General features: G+C 42.4%; 14 protein-coding genes. 5 read left to right on the top strand and 9 right to left on the bottom strand.

Features of this window, described 5'->3' with window-relative positions; translation table 11 throughout:
* Positions 1-12: 12 nt before the first annotated feature.
* The 4 genes from ABZB17_RS00985 to guaB form a co-directional block, all read right to left on the bottom strand.
* The gene (locus ABZB17_RS00985; protein ID WP_372647461.1) at positions 13-1,356 is read right to left on the bottom strand and encodes a peptidylprolyl isomerase; all 1,344 of its coding nucleotides are present in this window, start codon (positions 1,354-1,356) and stop codon (positions 13-15) included.
* A gap of 10 nt (positions 1,357-1,366) precedes the next feature.
* Positions 1,367-2,230 (bottom strand): hypothetical protein, encoded by an 864-nt coding sequence (locus ABZB17_RS00980; protein ID WP_372647459.1) that lies wholly within the window; start codon positions 2,228-2,230, stop codon positions 1,367-1,369.
* Positions 2,223-4,121, bottom strand: a complete 1,899-nt coding sequence (locus ABZB17_RS00975; RefSeq protein WP_372647457.1) for a peptidylprolyl isomerase — start codon at positions 4,119-4,121, stop codon at positions 2,223-2,225. The genes ABZB17_RS00980 and ABZB17_RS00975 overlap by 8 nt, the downstream gene beginning before the upstream one ends.
* Before the next feature lie 85 nt (positions 4,122-4,206).
* Positions 4,207-5,682 (bottom strand): IMP dehydrogenase, encoded by a 1,476-nt coding sequence (gene guaB, locus ABZB17_RS00970; protein WP_372647455.1) that lies wholly within the window; start codon positions 5,680-5,682, stop codon positions 4,207-4,209.
* Positions 5,683-5,818: 136 nt separating this feature from the next.
* On the opposite strand from guaB, the gene ABZB17_RS00965 reads away from it, so the two are divergent.
* From ABZB17_RS00965 to ABZB17_RS00945, 5 genes are all read left to right on the top strand, one after another.
* Positions 5,819-7,717, top strand: a complete 1,899-nt coding sequence (locus ABZB17_RS00965) for an ATP-dependent DNA helicase RecQ (protein ID WP_372647453.1) — start codon at positions 5,819-5,821, stop codon at positions 7,715-7,717.
* A 233-nt stretch (positions 7,718-7,950) separates the two neighbouring features.
* Positions 7,951-8,556 carry a DUF5063 domain-containing protein gene (locus ABZB17_RS00960; RefSeq protein WP_372647451.1) on the top strand — a complete coding sequence of 202 codons (606 nt, stop codon included), beginning with the start codon at positions 7,951-7,953 and terminating at the stop codon, positions 8,554-8,556.
* Positions 8,557-9,129, top strand: a complete 573-nt coding sequence (locus ABZB17_RS00955) for a 3'-5' exonuclease (protein WP_372647449.1) — start codon at positions 8,557-8,559, stop codon at positions 9,127-9,129. It begins immediately after the preceding gene.
* A gap of 2 nt (positions 9,130-9,131) precedes the next feature.
* A complete protein-coding gene (locus ABZB17_RS00950) occupies positions 9,132-10,331 on the top strand; it encodes a class I SAM-dependent rRNA methyltransferase (RefSeq protein WP_372647447.1) in 1,200 nt (399 codons plus the stop codon).
* Positions 10,332-10,461: 130 nt separating this feature from the next.
* Entirely contained in the window at positions 10,462-11,169 is a 708-nt protein-coding gene (locus tag ABZB17_RS00945; RefSeq protein ID WP_372647446.1) for a phosphoadenylyl-sulfate reductase, read from the top strand.
* Between the two features lie 170 nt (positions 11,170-11,339).
* Here the strand turns inward: ABZB17_RS00945 and ABZB17_RS00940 are convergent, their stop codons facing one another.
* The 5 genes from ABZB17_RS00940 to ABZB17_RS00920 all read right to left on the bottom strand — a co-directional run bounded on the left by ABZB17_RS00940 (position 11,340) and on the right by ABZB17_RS00920 (position 15,905).
* On the bottom strand, positions 11,340-12,143 hold the full coding sequence (locus tag ABZB17_RS00940; protein WP_372647444.1) for a hypothetical protein: 804 nt from the start codon (positions 12,141-12,143) through the stop codon (positions 11,340-11,342).
* Between the two features lie 463 nt (positions 12,144-12,606).
* On the bottom strand, positions 12,607-13,170 hold the full coding sequence (locus ABZB17_RS00935) for an FMN-binding protein (protein ID WP_372647442.1): 564 nt from the start codon (positions 13,168-13,170) through the stop codon (positions 12,607-12,609).
* Between the two features lie 11 nt (positions 13,171-13,181).
* A complete protein-coding gene (locus ABZB17_RS00930) occupies positions 13,182-14,384 on the bottom strand; it encodes a hypothetical protein (RefSeq protein WP_372647441.1) in 1,203 nt (400 codons plus the stop codon).
* 313 nt (positions 14,385-14,697) lie between these two features.
* Complete coding sequence (locus tag ABZB17_RS00925; protein WP_372647439.1) at positions 14,698-15,447, bottom strand: DUF2007 domain-containing protein; 750 nt, start codon at positions 15,445-15,447, stop codon at positions 14,698-14,700.
* A gap of 38 nt (positions 15,448-15,485) precedes the next feature.
* Complete coding sequence (locus ABZB17_RS00920) at positions 15,486-15,905, bottom strand: RDD family protein (RefSeq protein ID WP_372647438.1); 420 nt, start codon at positions 15,903-15,905, stop codon at positions 15,486-15,488.
* Between the last annotated feature and the right edge of the window lie 302 nt (positions 15,906-16,207).

The raw sequence follows: 16,207 nt of genomic DNA, 5'->3' as shown, positions 1-16,207 counted from the left end.
ATTCGTGGGTTATTATTTAATCCAGTTGTCGAAATTAAAGTTGCAGTTAGCATAAGTTCTGTCGATACGGATATAGGTTTGCGACTGGCGCTCTGCAATCCATTCTTCCAAAACCTGTTCTTTCTTTTTCGCCAGGTACATTTCGGCAAGCGTTTGGTAATCGTCTTGCAGGTTGGCCTTATGCGAATCTATTTTTCTTAACAGCTTGATAATTTTATAAACCTGTTGCTGGTTTTTAGTGTCAATAGTTTCAAACGGCTCCGAAATCTCGTTGATGTTCATTTTGGTGATGATCTTACTGGCATCGGGATCAACCTCTTCAATCGAAAATTTCGACGACATGGTGTTGGGGTTAATTGCAATTCCACCATTGTTACGGGTGTTCTTGTCGTACGAGAACATTTGAGCTGCCTGATCAAAAGCAATTTCATCTTTACGAATGAGGTTGGCCAGGCTATCGAGGCGTTCGTAAGCTTCTTCTTTTGCTTCAACCGAAATTTTTGGTTTCATCAAAATATGGCGTGTGTTTACTTTTCCACCTTGCTTATCTACCAATTGAATAATATGGTAGCCAAACGCACTTTTTACTACATTCGATACTTTATCATCTTTTAGGTTGAAAGCAGCTGTTGCATAAGCCGGATCAAGCTGTGCACGACCCGAATAACCAATAACGCCGCCATCTTTCGCTGACGGTCCTTCAGAGTAAATTACAGCCATTGCAGCAAAGCTCGAACCGTTTTCAATTCGTTTTTTAATCTCGCGCAGTTTGGCTTTTACCCGGTTTTCTTCTTCCAATTCTATTTTTGGTTGCACGGTAATTTGTGCATACTCGTATTGCGTTGGTATCGTTGGAATTTCCTCCTTGCTTAGGTTGCGGTAGTTGTAGCGCACTTCAGACGGGGTAACGGTTACATTTTCAACGATTTTCGAGCGCATTTGCTGGCTTAACAGCTGCTCGCGAATAGCTTCCTGCATGTCGGCTTTAATACTTGCAATTGATTTTCCAAAATAGGTTTCAACAGCACTTTCGGTACCAAAGTGTTGCATGTACATTTGCAATTGCGCATCCATTTGCTGGTTTACCTGGCTGGGTGTTACCGTAATCAAGGTATCCAGTTCGGCCTCGGCTACCAGCAGTTTGTTAATCAAAAAATCTTCCAGTATTTCGCATTTCATATCTCCTTCCGAAGTAATTCCCTGCGCCTGCTGGTTAATGTTCATGGTTTCGATGTCCGATTTCAAAATAACGTTACCACCAACCACGGCTACAATTTGGTCGATAACCTTATCCTGAGCATTTGCTCCGGTAAGTACCGCAAGCATTAGCATTATTGTTACAAAAATTCTAGTCATCTTATTTTCATTAATTTGTTTTCGTGTCATATATTCTGAATTTCTTTTTTCTTACACCTTCCGTGTAAATATTTTCTTCAATTTCTTTTAAGAACCTGATCTTACGTTGATTCAGGATCAGATTTTTAATATTGTCCCGAACAAATTCAATCGGAGCCAGATCGTTACTTAGCTTATAATCATGAATGCTGACAATATAGTAATAATTTGAATCATTCATTTCATACAGCTCGTTCCGCTTCAGAAAGGTCTCCGTGTCTTCCACCTTTTGCGGAAAGTTGTTTTCCAGTGTCTGGAAGCTGATCCATTCGTCGGCTGATATGTTTGCTTTTTTAGCGTATTGACTGCAATAGTCGCGAAGTTCGTCAATTCCTTCAGGTGAAGTGTCGGCAATCAAGGATTTTACCATATTGGGATCGGCCAAATCGCCTGGTATCATTACAAACGTGGCTTTTACAATGCTGTTATTCAGGTTAAAGTTTGCCGGGTTATTGTTGTAAAACTCCTCAATTTGCTGGTCGGTAACAAGGGTATCCATCCGTTGTTTTATCAACTCGTTTTTGTACTTGTAAATAATCAACGAATTGCGGTATTCTTCCAACTCATTACGAAGGTCTTTTTGCTCTTCACTCAGGTTCTCATCGGCTTTCTGAATGAGTAGCTCCTGCTTAATCCATTTGTCGATGTAGTTATCGGTCATCGATATACTGTCTTCTCTGCTGATTCCTTTGGGCAGAATTTCTTGCACTTTCGAACGATAAAGCACTTTTTCTCCAACGCTGGCAACCGGTTCATCGTTACTTCCTGACGAACATGAAGCAAGTGCAATTGCCAGTGCAACGATAAAACCATATGTGATTTTTCGTTTAAACACCTTCGATGGAATTTAGTAGTTTTTTATTCACTTTAACCTTGTACTTGCTGCGCAGTTCTTTTATCCATTGTTCTTCCAGATAATCCTGGTAATCGGATATGAAAAGGCCGCGAGCTTCATCCAGCGTTTTTGGCTCCGGTTTAATTAAATCGCCACGAACAAAAGTGGTGGCACTGTCAAAATCTTCCGGTTCTTTGCCGTTCCAAACGTAATAATCCACTACCGGATTTTGGGCTTCTTCCCAGGCTCCGGTTTCAATGGAAATCAGTTCTTCACCATCAGTATTTATGTGTGCGAGTACTTCGTCAGCATTCAGGCCGGCACCAAACAGGTTTTCGGCTTCTTCGCGAACCGACACATCCTTGCAGGTAATTATATGACCCTTAAAACGATCGCCCCAAAGGTGTTTATCCTTGTTCTTTTGGTAGAAATCTTCCAGGCCAGCAGTGTCTTGCGCTGCATAGTTCCAGATTTTTTCCTGCGAAATATTAAACAGCAAAATGCCATCGTGGTATTCGTTCATCAGGTAGCGGAACTCCGGGTATTTCTCTTCCAGTTTAGCGTCTTCCAGATTTGTGATCTCATCCGTCACCCAATTATCGTAAACCGAAAGGTAAGAGCCCGTTTTAATATTATTTCGAGTAATAAACGCTGTCAGTTCTTCGGCTCCAAAGTTTTTATTGTCGATAGTAAAGAAAGTATCTTCGTGCAAAGCAGAAGTGTCGGCAATGGTTAGTTCGGCTAATTTTGCTTTGGCAGCTTCGTTTTCCGAGAAGTTATACTCCTTTTTCAGTTTCTGAACAAACATTTTTTTTCCTGATTCCTGGCGTGCAGCATCTTTTTTTATCTGACTTTCAATTAACGTGTGGGCCTCTTCAAAAGGAGGAACCGGGCGGGCACTTAGGCGTTTTATAATGTGGTAGCCAAAAGGCGTTTCAACAGGTTCCGAAATATCGCCATCGTTTTTCAAGGCAAATGCCGGATCTGAAAATTCCTTAACGATCCTGCCTGCCGCAAACCAGGGCATTTCTCCACCGCGTAGTGCAGAGCGTCGGTCCTGCGATTCGTCTTTAGCCAAAGCCGCAAAATCAGCTCCGTTGAGCAGCAACTGGTAAATGGAATCGATGGCCGTTTTTGCTTTTGCTTTTTCTTCGGGAGTAGCATTCCTTCCCACGTTTTTCATTATGTGGGCAACCTGCAATTCTCCTTTGTTGGGGCGTGTGTTGTGCACCTTAATCAGGTGGTATCCAAAGTCGGTACGCACCGGCTCCGAAACTTCTCCAACAGGCGTGTTAAATGCCGCATCTTCAAAAGGAGCCACCATGGTAAAAGCCGAAAAATAGTTTAAATGGCCTTTGTTTGTTTCTGCCGACGGATCTTCCGAGTATTCCATTGCGGCATCCTCAAAAGGTTTTCCGGCGATTATCTGCTTACGAATGTTCGTAATTTTGTCGAGTACCTGCTGTTCTTGTTCTGGCGGCGCATCTTTGTCAACACCCAACAAAATATGGCTTGCATTTACCTCCAGTTGCATACGGCGGTAAAGCTCTTCAACCTGGTGTTCGTTAAACTCAATATCGGTAAGATAAGGCGCTGCAATTTCTTTCCTGTAACCGGCCAGTTCATTAATAAAGGCCTGGCTGGTGTCCATTTTTAAGTTTTCAGCTTCAATAACTTTCAACTTAAAATTAATGAACAGTTCCAGGTATTCTTTGGGTGTTTTTCTATCGGCATCGGAATACAGGTTGCTGTTGTTCTTGTTGTAAACGAATTCAAATTCATCTTTACTAACCTCGTGTTGATCAATCGTTAACAACACCTCGTCAGATTGTGCTACAGCCTGTAAGGTAATGACAACAAAAAAAATCAATGAAAAGAAAACTCTATTCATTTTACACCATCGGTTTATATTTGAACAACTCTGCTTGAGCAAATTGCGAATGTTTTACACCCCTTCGGGTAAAAGCAGCCCGCGCTTACTGGCGGCTGCTGTAGTTCGGTGCTTCACGAGTAATACTTACATCGTGTGGATGGCTTTCCTGAACACCCGCATTTGAAATTCGGGTGAATTTAGCCTGTTGAAGCGCTTTAATATTTTGTGCTCCGCAATATCCCATTCCGGCGCGTATACCACCAAGTAGCTGATAAAGCACTTCGTATAACGATCCTTTAAAAGGAACGCGTGCAGCAATTCCTTCAGGAACCAGTTTCTTAATATCTTCTTCCATATCCTGGAAATAGCGGTCTTTCGATCCTTTTTGCATGGCCTCAACCGATCCCATTCCACGGTAAGCTTTAAATTTCCTTCCCTGGTAAAGAATGGTTTCACCCGGTGATTCTTCAACACCTGCAAATAATCCACCTGCCATCATCGAGTCGGCACCGGCGGCCAAACCTTTTACAATATCTCCTGAGTAGCGGAGTCCACCATCGCCAATTACAGGAACACCTGAATCTTTAATCGCTTTTGCAACATTGTAAATAGCCGAAAGCTGTGGAACACCCACACCGGCAATAACACGGGTGGTACAAATCGATCCCGGTCCAATTCCAACTTTAACAGCATCGGCACCTGCGCTAACCAGCAATTGTGCAGCTTCGGCAGTAGCAATGTTTCCGGCAACCACATCTTTGTCCGGATATTTTGATTTTATGCGTTTTAGCATATCAACCACTCCTTTGGTATGTCCGTGTGCAGTATCCAAAACAAGTGCATCAACCTGTGCTTTTACCAGCGCATCTACACGATCCATGGTATCGCCTGCAATACCAACACCGGCTGCTACGCGCAAACGGCCTTTTTCGTCTTTGCAGGCAAACGGTTTATCTTTTGCTTTGGTAATATCTTTATAGGTAACCAGCCCGATCAATTTATTTTCCTTGTCAACAACCGGTAGTTTTTCAATTTTGTGTCGCTGAAGAATTTCGGCAGCTTTATGCAAATCGGTTGATTCGAGCGTAGAAACCAGGTTTTCGCTGGTCATCACTTCCGAAATAGGGCGGCTCATATTCAGCTCAAAACGAAGGTCGCGGTTGGTAACAATTCCTACCAGGTGGCCGTGACCATCAACAACAGGAATACCACCAATTTTATATTTGGCCATAAAATCCAGTGCATCCTTCACTTTTTTCTCAGGAGTAATGGTAATCGGGTCGTAGATCATACCATTTTCGGCACGTTTTACAGTTGTTACCTGGTGCGCCTGCTCCTCAATACCCATGTTTTTGTGAATCACACCAATACCGCCTTCGCGTGCAATGGCAATGGCCATTTTACTCTCGGTAACCGTATCCATAGCTGCCGAAATAATCGGAGTATTAATGATAATGTTACGGGTGAATTTCGAAGATAGATCAACTTCGCGTGGTAACAATTCTGAATATGAGGGAATTAAAAGAACATCATCAAAGGTTAATCCTTCAAACTGTATTTTGTCTTCTAGAAACGACATGCCTAACTATTTTAATGTTTTTATTAAAGCGCAAAACTACAAAAAAATAGTGGACCAGAACTGATTTATTTAAGCTGTGCTTACTTTTGAAGAATAAAAATTGTTAAAGGTTAAAATGATTTCTTAATTTGTATTAATGGAAGACTTCAGGCAGATACTTACCCGCTATTGGGGCTACCCCGAATTCCGGCCGCTGCAGCTCGAAATAATTGAGTCTGTTGCAGCGGGTAATGACACGCTTGGACTAATGCCAACCGGAGGCGGTAAATCAATAACTTTTCAGGTTTATTCGCTGGCGCACGAAGGCATTTGTGTGGTGGTTACACCCTTGATTGCTTTAATGAAAGACCAGGTGGAGAACCTGAACCGGAAAGGGATAAAAGCCCTGGCCGTGCACAGCGGAATGTCGGCACGCGAAATAAAACTTACGCTTGATAACGCTGTTTGGGGCAATTACAAGTTTTTATATGTATCGCCCGAACGCTTGAATTCAGAGCGTTTTATAGAGCGCCTGGAGCAAATGAAAGTAAACCTGTTAACGGTTGACGAAGCACACTGTATCTCGCAATGGGGGTACGATTTTCGGCCCAGTTACTTAAGCATTATTAAAGTGCGGGAACTGCTGCCCAAAATTAAAATACTGGCCTTAACAGCAACCGCAACTCCTAAGGTGGCCGACGATATTCAGGATAAGCTGGGTTTCAAAGAGAAGAATTTGTTAAAAATGTCTTTCCACCGCGAAAATCTGAGTTACCTGGTGCGTCATGTCGAGAATAAAACCGGATATCTGCTCGATACATTGAGAAAAAGTAAAGGCTCGGGAGTGGTGTATGTGCGCAGCCGCAAAGCCACACGCGAAATTGCAGAAGAACTAAGGCAAAACAGAATTTCGGCAGATTATTATAACGCCGGTTTGGGAAATATAGTTCGTAGTTCGCGGCAAGACGACTGGCTGACCGGAAGAACGCGTGTGATTGTTGCTACCAATGCTTTTGGAATGGGAATCGACAAAGCCAATGTTCGCTTTGTAATTCATATTGATGCACCCGATTCGCTGGAAGCCTATTACCAGGAGGCGGGTAGGGCAGGCCGCGACGGGAAAAAATCGGCAGCGGTGTTACTATATAATAATGCCGATACCACAAAACTGAAAAAGCATATTTCAACTTCGTTTCCCGAAATTGATAATATAAAACGCATTTACGATTCGCTGTGTAACTATTTTCAAATCGCTGTGGGCTACGGAAAAGGGCAGGTGCGCGAATTTAGCTTACAGGGATTTGCCCAGGCCTACAAATTTCAGCAGGCGATGGTTTACAATAGCCTGAAGATTTTACAACGCCAGGAATACCTTGAATTTACCGAGCAGGTTGACAGTCCGTCGCGAGTATATTTCCCTATTTCGCGCGATGAGTTGTACAAATTTCAGGTGGCCAATGCCAAACTCGACGATTTTATAAAGCTGCTTTTGCGCTCGTATACCGGTTTGTTTACCGGTTATGTATCTGTTGATGAAGAGTTGTTGTCGAAACGTTCGGGGCTTAATCGCGACCAGGTGTACAATTACCTGAAACATTTGCGCCAGTCGAAGGTGATTGATTATGTGCCGAAAAGTCAAACGCCGTTTATCTACTTCACTAAAGAGCGGGTGCATATCGACCGTCTGAAAATATCGAAAGAGAACTACGATCTGCGGAAAAAGGACTATACCGAAAAAATAGAGTCGGTAATTCATTATGCTACCGATTCGGCTACTTGCCGCAGCCAGATTCTGTTAACCTATTTTGGTGAAACCGATGCGGCACCCTGTGGTACCTGCGATATTTGTAAAGCCAAACAAGCACTGGCACTAAGCGATTACGAATTTGAAACCGTTAGCAAACGCGTTCAAAAATTGCTTGAGGAACCAAGTACCTACGAAAACCTCTTGTTTAAACTAAAGGGCGACCAACAAAAAATGCGCGAAATAGTTAAGTGGCTACTCGATAACAAAAAAATAATCTACCGCGTTGACGGATTGCTGGAATGGAAGTAAAAAGATTAGAAGGCAAAAGACGCAGTTCTCAGTTTATAGTCTCAGTTCACAGTCTCAGTTCACAGTCTCAGTTCTCAATTTCTCACTTGGTACTATGAAAAAGTAAACTACAAAGCTCTTCCTCATTCACTCAATTCCACATTCACTATTTTACCATTTAAACTCTTTTATCCTGTCTTAAAAATCTTTACTACTTTTGCAGCAGTTTAATTATTGGGAAATTAGGTGTGACTATGGATCAGATCGTATATTCAAAAAATGTAGTTGAATTTGTAACAGTGGCTAACGAGTACTGTTCTACCATCGAGAATGTGTCGCATCTCACTGCAGAAGAAAATCTTGCAAAGCTGCAAAAGTTGCTGCCATTGCTCTATTTAAAGGCTTCGGTTGTTGGGAAGATTGAAATGGTAATGGACGAGGAACTGGAGAAATTTGTAAACGAACTCGACTACAATGTGTTGCACCAGAAATGGTTGCAGTTGTTGGGCGAGAACGATGGTTTTCATGAGGTTTTCGACCCCAATATTCAGTTTGGAGAAGAAACAGTACGGGCAAGTGTTTCCGAAAATCTGATGGATATTTACCAGGACCTGAAGGATTGTATCACCAATTACAGCATTGGTAACGAAGAAGTAATGAACGATGCAATTTCGGAGTGTATTTATCATTTTGAAGAGTTTTGGGGGCAGCAGCTGGTAAATGTTATGCGTGCCGTGCACATGCTGGTATACAGCGGTACTGATTTTTCGACTGAAAGTAGTAATGACGAAGCTGTTCCCGGGAAAGGAAATCCCAAGTGGCTTGATAAATTCTGGGGAACCGAGCAAGAAGAGGAATAAATGTTTAAAGAAAAAATATCAAACGAAGAATTGACGGGGCTGCCTTTAAAACGTTTTGAAGGCCAGATCTTTTTAGTTGATTCATTAGAACAGGTAAAACATGCCATAGAAGAGCTCAACGGAGCAACGATAATTGGCTTTGATACCGAGACAAAACCTTCGTTTAAAAAAGGAGTGGTAAACAAAGTGGCTTTGCTGCAATTGTCGACCAAAAACAAGGCTTTTTTATTCCGGATTAACCGCATTGGTTTGCCACGTGAAATTGTGGAATTACTGGCCAACGAAAATGTGATAAAACCGGGTGTTGCTATTCGCGACGATATTAAAGGCTTACAGGAATTTGTACCTTTTAAACCGGGTGGTTTTGTTGAGTTGCAGGATGAGGCAAAAGAAATGGGCATTCAGAATTTCAGCCTGAAAAAACTGACTGCCATTGCCTGTGGTTTCCGTATTTCGAAAGGACAGCAGCTGACCAACTGGGAAGCCAGCGAATTAACAGAAGTGCAACAATATTATGCAGCCACCGACGCGTGGGCTGCACTGGAAATTTTCGAGAACTTTTCAAAAAATTAGAGATGGCAAAAGAGTTTGTCAAAGTTATATTAAAGTCGGGTAAAGACCAGTCATTGCTGCGTTTTCACCCGTGGGTATTCTCCGGAGCCATTAAAGAAATGTACGGAAAACCTGCCGAGGGCGACATGGTAAAAGTGTATTCGAACCAGGACCGGTTTTTGGCAATGGGACACTACCAGATTGGATCGATTGCTATTCGTCTTGTGTCGTTTGAAGATGTTGAACCGGATTACGATTTCTGGAAAAGTAAAATCGAAAGTGCGTGGAACCTGCGTAAAAAAATAGGTTTTGAGAATAACCCGGAAACGAATGTTTTTCGATTGATACACGCCGAAGGAGACGGAATGCCCGGCCTTATCGTTGATTTCTACAACGGAACTGCGGTAATGCAAACGCACTCCATTGGTATGCACCTTATTCGCGAAGAGCTGGTGAAAGCCTTGCAGGAAGTGATGGGCGACCACCTAAAAGCCATTTACAATAAAAGCGAAAAAACATTGCCGTTTAAAGCCCAGGTAAAATCGGAAGACGGTTATTTGTTTGGTGGCCCCGATGCTTCGGGAGCACACGAAGTGCTGGAACATGGACTGCGTTTTAAAGTGGACTGGGAGAATGGACAGAAAACCGGGTTCTTTGTCGACCAGCGCGAAAACCGTAAGCTGGTGCAGGAATTTTCGAAAGGCCGCGATGTGCTGAACATGTTTTGTTACACCGGAGGTTTTTCGTTTTATGCCATGCAGGGCGGTGCCAAATCGGTGCACTCGGTTGATGCATCGGCAACTGCAATTGAACTTACAGATGAGAACGTGGAGTTGAATTTTCCGGGAGACCAGCGCCATAAATCAACGGTGATCGATGGTTTTGAGTACCTGAAAGATATTAAAGATAAATACGACCTGATTATTCTTGATCCGCCGGCATTTGCCAAACACCGCAACGCATTGTCGCAGGCATTAAAAGGTTATAAACGAATTAACACCCGCGCTTTCGAGCAAATTCGTAAAGGCGGAATCCTGTTTACTTTCTCCTGTTCGCAGGTGGTGTCGAAAGAGAAATTCAGGGAAGCTGTTTTTTCGGCAGCAGCAATTTCCGGGCGAAAGGTTCGTATCCTGCACCAAATGAGCCAGCCGGTAGATCATCCGGTTGATATTTACCACCCTGAAAGTGAATACCTGAAGGGACTGGTTTTGTATGTGGAGTAAGAGAGGTAAAGGAAAAAGTTAAAAGTAAAAAGGCAAAAGGATTGTAAAGTGAATGAGTTATTGAGGTAGAACTTTGTGTAGCTTTGTGCTTACTTTGTAAAACTTTGTGTTAAAATATAATTACATAAAAATGCAAGAACTAACAAACAAGTATAACTCCCAACTGGAAGAAAAAACGATTGTAGAGAAATTACAATTCCTGGTTGAACAGCATCCTGACAAAGTTGTATTTACCACCAGTTTTGGTTATGAAGATCAGGTGATCACCGATATCATTTTTAAGAACGACCTGCCTATTAAAGTGGTTACTTTGGATACCGGCCGTTTGTTTCCTGAAACGTATAAAGTGTACCGTAGTACACTCGAAAAATACAACAAGCCGATTAAAGCATATTTCCCGCCAACCGAAGAAGTGGAAAAACTGCTCGATGAAAAAGGGCCTTTCAGTTTTTACGAATCGCTGGAAAACCGCAAAGAGTGTTGTTACATCCGAAAGGTAATTCCATTAAAACGTGCCTTGAAAGGGAACGACATTTGGATTACCGGATTACGTGCTTCGCAGTCGGAAAACCGCAGCGACATGAAATTTTTTGAGTACGACGCAGGAAACGATATTGTAAAATTCAACCCATTAATGGAGTGGAGCCTGGAAGAAACCATAGACTGGGTAAAAAAATACAACGTACCTTACAATGTGCTGCACGACAAAGGTTTTGTTAGCATTGGTTGTCAGCCATGTACACGTGCCATTCAGCCGGGCGAAGATTTCCGTGCCGGACGCTGGTGGTGGGAGCAGGGCTCAGGAAAAGAATGCGGATTGCATTCTGTAAAAAAGTAAATTCAACTTACACTATAGCTATAAGGCACGGAGTTTTCCGTGCCTTTTTTTGTTTCCAAATCTTTTACTTGAAAATTTCCCCTTCTGCCAGGAGGGGTGTCAGCGATATGAGCTATTAAGTTGGATGATTAATAGGGTTTCGCTGACGGAGAAGCAATCTGTTCTATCATTTATAAAGCAACCTTAAACCACGAAGAAATAGCAGATGATGAGCTTGTACCGGTTGGGTGTTGCTGCATGCCTTTCATCTGCCCGCCACGACCACCACCGCCGCCGGACATTCTTCCCATTCCTCCTCCTGAGCCTCTGCCTCGTCCGGACCCGGAATTATTTGACATGGATCCGCTTCCTTTCATGGGGGGAGCAGAACTTCCCATTTCCAATCCTGCGGAAAAAGTATGATCCCCGGCAAGGGGAATTTCTTTTAGCGGCAATTGCAATTCTAAAACAAGCTCGTTGTATTTGTTGGTAGTAAAATTGACTTCAATAGCATACAAGTGGGGACTGCGATAAAAGGTAAATTCTTCGCCGTTGGCATCCCATGTTACTTTTTTTAGGGTACTGTTTATGGCTGCGGCTATATTTCCGTTCATCCCCGGCTCTTGTATTGGTCGGCCCTGCAAATTTTGCCGGTTCAGCTGATCGGGAGAACGTTCAATTTTGAGTGCATACTTTTTGCTTTTTTTGCCTTGCGGATCAAAATAAAGGTTTAGTCCGCTGCGCATAATCCTTGGGTAGCTGGTCCGATCGCTCAAAGTCGCTGTAAAAAAGAAGTTCGTGTCATTCACCGCCACTCCATACCGGATATTATTTTTTTTATCAAAATGGGTAGTTGGAATAGCTGAAAATTCAGGAGTTGTTTTGCCGGAAAGATTTTGGCACTGATATACCGGAATTTTGGCACACGAAAAGAAAAATAAAGAAAGGAAAATGTAGCCGATCATTTTCACTGATCGCCTGTTGAATAGATTCATGAATTACAATTTTTGTTGAATAAAAATCAATGTTTTCAGAATTAGACACAAACCTGAATCTAAACTTGCGATACAAATTCCTTTTATTTTTAATGTAACAGAACATCACTTCACGGATTTCCCCTACTGACAGGAGGGTGTCGGCAATATGAGCTATTAAGTTTGATGATTAATAGGGTTTCGATGACGGAGTGGTGTAGCAGGGGTAGATTGCTTCACTTCGCTCGCAATGACACGGTATATCCAGGTTCAGGGCAGCGGACAGAAGAGAATCGTGCGGGGACAAAACAGGTCATTGTCCGCTGCAGATCTATACCTAAAAAGAATGTCATTGCGATTTGACAGCTGGCGGAGAAGCATTCTAAGTACTTAGCCTGAATGTGTGCCTACTCAAAAAAAAGTCCCGATCGACAAGCAATGTCAACCGGGACTTAAAACGTATGTAATGTATAACTTTTGCGTACTATAGCTGAAGATTTTTCAGCAGTGCCGTTTTGTTTTCCACATCAGCGGTAATGGCATATACCGAGATGGTGGCACCTGAAATAGCATCAATGTTTTTGTCCACTTTTAACGAACCTGAGCCATTAAAACCGATGAACTGTTTTAACCAGCCTTTGGCCGTAATTTCGTGGCCGTGCGTAGCCTGGTAGTTATAAACTTTTACGTCCCGCACGGTTTTATTCTCATCGAATAAAATGTAATAATCAAAATATTCCGAATCGAGTGTTGTCAACGATTCGTGCACTACCGAACATCCTCCGGCGCGGCAGCTGTTCACCCGCCCGACGTAAATGTAACGGTAAGCATTTTCATTATTTTCGGTAACCAGAAAGTATTTGCCGTTAATATCGCCACTAGCCGGGTCGGTAATTTTCATTTCCTGAACTCCCGACAGCGTTTCGATACCCGATTTCTGAAGGGTCTTTTCCAATGCTTTTGGCTGAAAATCCACGTCTCTTTGGGCAAAGGCCAAACAGGTACTAAATACAATAACAATAAATACAATTCCTGATTTCAATTTCATTTTTCTGTAGTTTAAAACATTACACCAATTCCGGCGCTAAACGTTTTTGCGTAAGTATCGGTAGCTGCATTTTTCACAAACTGGATATCGGTTTTTACAACCGCTCCTTTTGTTAATGCCAGCGTAAGTCCGGTGGTAATAGCTGTTTTTTCGTACGATGCGTTTTTAGCAATATTGTTTTCTACCGAACTGTGTGTATTTAAAAACTCGTAACGAACAAACGGTGTCAGTTGCAACTCGGTGTCAACCGTGCGGAAAACGTTGTAAGCAGCCTCGGCGTAATACCCGATCATAGCGCTTCCCACATCGTTCATGCTTCCGTCATTGGCCGTAAAAACATTGTACTCATCGGTGTTTGACAGGCTGGCATAGTACAACTGACCACGCAGCTGAAGTCCTTTTACCGAATAACGGGCATCCAGTCCGAGCATTGAAATACCAACTACCGACGAATCGGCCATTGCTACAGCGGCGTCATCATCTTTGTCGATACCGTTGTACAATTTGCTTTGTGTTTTTCCAAGGTAAGTCGATACACCCAGGTTTAATCCCCTGATTCCGAAATATTCGATTTTACCTGCAAAATTTGGTGCGCTTACATACGACTCAGCTCCTTTTTGACGGCCGCTACGCAATCCTTTTGCGCCACTTAGTTTAGCCGAACCATCGTAACCGTTAAAACCGTTCATTACATAGGCCTGGTATTTTAACGACGCCGGTAAAATTGTTCCGGTAACACCAAAACCAATTTCGCGCCAGGTAGTTGGCGTAATGGTATTGTCAACCAGCGGGCGTTCAACACCATTAAATGTTGTAGGCTCGTGGTACTCGTTAATAATTCCCATCGGAACCAACATCAATCCGCCTCTGAAATTAATGGCATTGTTTAGTTTGTACTGCAAAAAAGCCTGCTCTACATAAACCTCTTTAACGTGTTCGTATTCAATTTCTGTAATAAACTGTGTTTTTTCGTTGAAGTTATAACCCAGTAACATCACCACGCGGTGTACATCCAGTTTACCGTTGTTATAAGTGTCGCCCGATAAAGGCTGGTTGTAATGTACTTCGCCGTAACCGCCAATCAGCAGTTTGCTGTCTTGAATTAAAAGATTATCGGCTGAGTTGGTGTATTGGTTGGGATTGTTTTCTTCGTCTTGTGCGAAAGCGAAAAGTCCTGCGCTTACAATTAAAAATGATAATAATAGTTTCTTCATGATTTATGGATAAAGTTGTTAAATATTCACACTGCAAAACTAGCTGGAAGACCTGAGGTGTGAAATCCCAAAAAGTGGTGATTTTAGATGTTGGTAACTACTATTAGTAGTGATGAATGGTGGCTATATCACCTGAAATTGTGATTGTGGGGAGGAACGACAGGAGAAAGGATTAAAGATAAAGGATTGTTGATTAAGGGATTAAGTTGCGAGCCATTAGCCGCCTGCTGGGGGAGTAGCAATCTATTCCCTCGTGCAAGGATTCACGCGGTACCGGAGTTTTTTGCACCGTCCTTTATAGCGGAAACGATTTCTATTTAAAATTGTGCCCGCAATTAAAACAGTGCCATTTTTTACGGATCAACGGAAAGGGAGTAGTGACTAACAGCGACAAAACCAGGTACAACACATCCCATTTATAGTCGATCGCAAATCCGTATTTGGTGTTATCCGATTTACAGTTCGGGCAAATAACCTCACTTTCGTTATCATGATGAGAATTATAACGATCTACCAGCTCTTTATCCAGGTAGTATTCAACGGGTCGGATTCGTAAATACTTAAAAACATCTCTGTCGAAATCAAACAATTCATAAAAAAAATCATTCCAGTTAAAATGCAGTTTTTTGCTTGCCAGTAATTGAAATTCCTTTTCTGCTTCAACAATTTCGGCCACTTCAGCAGCGTTTAAAAGCCAGGATTCTATTTCGGCAGGTTTATCGAGCAAAACCGGATTGTTTCGGATTACCGATTTAATTCTTAACACCTCCTGCTGCCGTTCATATTCAGGATTAAGGATTTCACTGATTTTGTATTCCACCTTTTTATCGGACAAACAGCCTTTTTTCAGGTGAGCGAGTATTGCAGTGGCCGACTCAAACTGGTGCGATGGTACTTTTAGCTTCACACCTCCAACGGCTACTGCCCGAAATGGATGCACCCAAACAATATTTTCATCAAAAACAAAACAATCTATCCCTTCGGTTTCAAGCCGGCCTTTTAAAATGTGGCAGTCAACCGGAATGTTTGAACTAATAAGTGTTACGAGTTGAAGCTTTGGCATATATTAGTTTTTAGGTTTGTGCTCAGTTCATTAATGCCTTAAATGTTTGGCACGCTGTCAGTGTTTTTAAAAATAACAAGCGATTGTACGGCCATATCGTGGATGGCTTTACCCGTTTTGTTATCGCCTACGGTAATTAGCGAAAGCCAGCCCAGCAAAGCTTTAATAATATAGCGAAATACAGCCAGCGGGAAAAGAATATTCTTGTGCGGATTGTTGGCCCGTTTTACCCGGATACCCAACAAAAAATGCCCGATTGTTCCGCCAAAGATGCTGGTAAAAAGCGGATCGTAAAGCAAGAAGATAAATACGAAAGCGGCTATACGTGCAAAATCGGGAACGTTTTCGAACCGATCGAACAAAGCAACAATGCCCAGCATAAAAATCAGAAGAATTACCGAATCGGTTATTACTGCTTTTACTCTTACAAATACTCCCGGATAGTTTTGGTTTTCCATTTTTATTGGTAGTTATCTGGTGGAACGGATTACAAATCTGCACCAGCGAATGTAGTAAAATTCAACGGATTGGGAATACGCAACCAATTTTCTTTTATAATTTTTATGGAGATATCCTTCTGGAATTTGTCAGGGCGTATTGCAATACGCCCGTGCTTTCGGAGATTATTTCAATTTGTCTTTATTCCAGTTTTTGGGATTATTGATAATATAATTTGAAATATTTCGATAGGCCCTTTCCGATCGAATGATGCTTTCGTAATAATTGCGCTGCCAGATTGAGCCGGCTCCGCTTGGGGCGT

It is taken from the genome of Draconibacterium sp. (assembly GCF_041583095.1).
GTDB lineage: Bacteria > Bacteroidota > Bacteroidia > Bacteroidales > Prolixibacteraceae > Draconibacterium.
This window is presented reverse-complemented; position numbering and strand designations above follow the sequence as displayed.